This is a genomic window from Corynebacterium sp. (genome assembly GCF_030530965.1).
GTDB lineage: Bacteria > Actinomycetota > Actinomycetes > Mycobacteriales > Mycobacteriaceae > Corynebacterium.
Genome location: NZ_JAUMTY010000086.1, coordinates 1 through 3,311, shown reverse-complemented (window position 1 = coordinate 3,311; position 3,311 = coordinate 1). Strand labels below are relative to the sequence as shown.

4 protein-coding genes are annotated in these 3,311 nt (G+C 57.7%); 3 read left to right on the top strand and 1 reads right to left on the bottom strand.

The window, feature by feature from the left end:
• On the top strand, positions 1–293 hold a 293-nt coding region (locus tag Q3981_RS10200), incomplete at its 5' end, for an FKBP-type peptidyl-prolyl cis-trans isomerase (protein WP_303125951.1).
• 51 nt (positions 294–344) lie between these two features.
• On the opposite strand, the gene Q3981_RS10195 is transcribed toward Q3981_RS10200, so the two are convergent.
• The gene (locus tag Q3981_RS10195; RefSeq protein ID WP_303125949.1) at positions 345–1,871 is read right to left on the bottom strand and encodes a carboxyl transferase domain-containing protein; all 1,527 of its coding nucleotides are present in this window, start codon (positions 1,869–1,871) and stop codon (positions 345–347) included.
• Positions 1,872–2,028: 157 nt separating this feature from the next.
• Here Q3981_RS10195 and Q3981_RS10190 point away from each other — a divergent pair, with 157 nt between their 5' ends.
• Together Q3981_RS10190 and Q3981_RS10185 are read left to right on the top strand one after the other, a co-directional pair.
• Positions 2,029–2,913: an aldo/keto reductase gene (locus Q3981_RS10190; RefSeq protein WP_368410110.1), complete on the top strand. Its 885-nt coding sequence runs from the start codon at positions 2,029–2,031 to the stop codon at positions 2,911–2,913.
• 90 nt (positions 2,914–3,003) lie between these two features.
• Positions 3,004–3,311, top strand: a 308-nt coding sequence (locus Q3981_RS10185) for an enoyl-CoA hydratase/isomerase family protein (protein WP_303125944.1), incomplete at its 3' end; no start/stop codon positions are given.

Sequence of the window (3,311 nt, the reverse complement as noted above, 5' to 3'; positions counted from 1 at the left end):
CGGTAGGGGACGGCCCTGAAGCACAAGCGGGATCCAACGTTGAGGTCCATTACGTAGGTGTGGACTTCGAAACCGGCGAAGAGTTCGATTCCTCGTGGGATCGCGGGCAGACCATCACATTCCCACTCACCGGCCTGATTGCCGGCTGGCAGGAAGGCATTCCGGGCATGCGCGTTGGGGGACGTCGCAAGCTGACCATTCCGCCGGACATGGCGTATGGGCCCGCCGGCACCGGTCACCCGCTCGGCGGCCGGACCCTCGTGTTCGTTATCGATCTGGTGGACGTGAAGTAAGAGGGGCTACGTGGCGCCTACCAGACCGTGGTTCTTCCGCGGAGACGGCTCTCACACGATGGTGGCGAGCCGTTCATAATGCGCCAGACGCTGCTCACGTCCACGTCGCAAAGTGGAATTCAACTTAATCTCCCACAAGGCTTGAGCAATCGAGTCAATGACCACCTTGCTGTCGGCCTCGGCATCGGTGCTGTCCAATGCCGGGATCAGACGATCGACAATTCCGCGTTCGTGAAGCTTATCCGCCGCAACGGACTGGTTTTCCATCATTGCCGGCGCATGATCGACATCCCGATAAATAATCGCGCTGGCTCCCTCCGGGGGGAGCGGCGCCAACCACGCATCTTCACAGGCCAGAACCTGATCAGCAGGAATCATCGAGAGCGCGGCACCGCCACACCCCTGGCCGATAATGACCGACACCGTCGGCACGTCGATATCAAGAATCTCCGCCAGCGTGCGTGCAATAGACCCAGCCATACCGGTTCGCTCCGCGCGGTCGGACAACTCGCCACCAGGCGTATCAATGACGCTGACCAGCGGAATTCCCAGCTCGTGGGCCAACGTAATTCCGCGCCGGGCGAAGCGCATCGCCTCTGTGCTCAAGGGCCAATCGCCCAATGGCTCCTGCGCGGTCCGGTCCATTCCGACAAACACGAGGGATTGGTCATTGATCCGGGTTAGCCCCACGATCACGGCCTCAGACATTCGCCCGTCCCCGGTGCCCGAGAGCTGAACCCAGTGGTCAGAGAGAGCATTCACGAGATCCGCAGCGCCGGTCCGCTGTGGGTTGCGGGTTCGGGTGATGGCATCCCACGCTGACCTCACCTCACCCGACGGTGGCGTCGGCTCGGCCGGTTCGGTCGCATGATCAGGGCGGATAAGAACGTCGAAAAGTTTTGTAAATTGCCGACGAAGACCCGCAGGATCGATGACGCCATCGATGACCCCGTGGCGGGAGAGGTATTCGCCCGTCTGAACCCCAGGTGAGAGAGGTTTGCCTGTCGTGAGTTCGACGACGCGGGGGCCCAGAAACCCTAGCGTGGCGCCGGGTTGGGCGAAGGTGAGGTGCCCCGCGGAGCCCCAGGACGCCATAGCTCCGCCCGTGGTTGGGTGGCGGAGATACACCAGGTAGGGCAGGTGCTGATCTTTATGCCGGTGAATCGCGGCGGTGATCGAAATCATCAGTGCAAAGGCCGGCGTTCCCTCTTGCATTCGCGTGCCACCGGACGCGGGCGAAATCAGAAGGGGCAAACTTTCCGCTGTGGCGCGGTGGATGGCGTCGATAATTCGTCGTGATGTCGCAGCCCCGATGGACCCACCGAGAAAAGAGAATTCCGAGGCGACCACGGCAACACGGTGACCGTCAATCGTTCCGGCTCCGGTGATCACGGCCTCATCAACCCCCGACTTCTCCCGCGCGCGAGCTAATGACGCTGCGTAATCGTCGGAAATTTCTCCATAATCAGGTTTAGTGTCCCAGCTATCCCATGAATCGGTATCGAGAATGTCATGAATGAGGTCATGGGCGGACAGGCGCTCGGGTTGAGGAATGGGCGAATCGGAATGTGACACCATTTTTCTAGCGTAACTCTCATATGTGGTCCGCGAGGGGGCTTTAGGGAAATGATGTGTAGGTCGGGTGTGGGGGATATGCCGTGGGTGATGGAGCGCGTCCTTAGCCCTCTGAACTGGGGTTCTGCAGGACGGAGCCATAGCGTGTTCAATGGCTCGTATGGCTAACAACAATTCGAAAGCAGAGACGACACAGCAGAACAATGCTGGCCCGACGGCCACGCTGAGCGATGGGACTGTGATCCCGCGCTTGGGATTCGGAACATGGGAATTGTCTCAAGAGGAGGCATATTCCTCGGTTCGCACGGCAATTGCGGCTGGATTCCGGCGCATCGATACCGCAATGATTTACAAGAATGAGGAATCAACGGGCAAAGCTATTCGCGATGCTATCGAGAATGGTGATGTCACCCGTGAGGAACTCACGGTCTCAACCAAATTGTGGAATTCCGACCAGGGATATGAATCCACCTTTGACGCATTCAACACCAGCATGGAGAAATTGGGGCTTGATTACGTCGACATTTATTTCATCCACTGGCCGTACCCTGAAAAGAATCAATATAAAGAATCCTTCAGGGCGATGATTGAGCTACAGAACCAAGGTCGTATTCGCTCCTTGGCTGTGTGCAATTTTTATCCAGAGGCAATGGATGAGCTTGTTGCGGAAAATAACAAGACGCCGACTATTAACCAGATCGAGCTCCACCCCGGGTTCTCGCAGGCAGCGATGCGTTCCTTCGATGACCAGCACTCCATTCTGACGGAATCATGGTCGCCGTTAGCCCAGGGCAAGTACTTTGATGAGCCAGTTATTAAAGATTTGGCTGCTAAGTATGGAAAGACACCAGCGCAAATTGTTCTTCGCTGGCACCTTGATATGGGGCTCTCTGTCTTGACCCGCTCCAAGTCCAAAGAACATGTGGAATCCAACTTCGATATTCTCGATTGTTCCTTGACGACGGACGAAGTTGAGCAGATCACTGCGTTGGACCGTGAAGACGGACGCATTGGTGCTGATCCCAGCAACGCTAACTTTGAGTGATCCTCACGCAGCCCGTGTGACACGCGGGCGTCGTGCGTGTACGTTGGCGAAAACGCCGCGGGGGGCTCGCGCGGCGCATAGCCTGTATTTATGACGAATGAGAACAATGTCATATCCGCATCACCCGACGGCGAGGTCACATTAGACATCCTGCCCGTGGATAACGACACTCCAACCGATGGCGAGCCACAGCCACAGGTAGCAGTCATCACAATCCGTCGCGATCACAAGAGAAACTCGCTGAACGCCGACGTCTGCGGCCACATCGCGGCCTATGTACACGAGGCGGAAAATACGGACTCAGTTCGCGCCATCCTTCTCCGCGGGGAGGGGAAGGCTTTTTGCGCCGGAGCAGACCTCGCCGGCGGCGTGTACACCTCCGCTTTCCATCACAATCT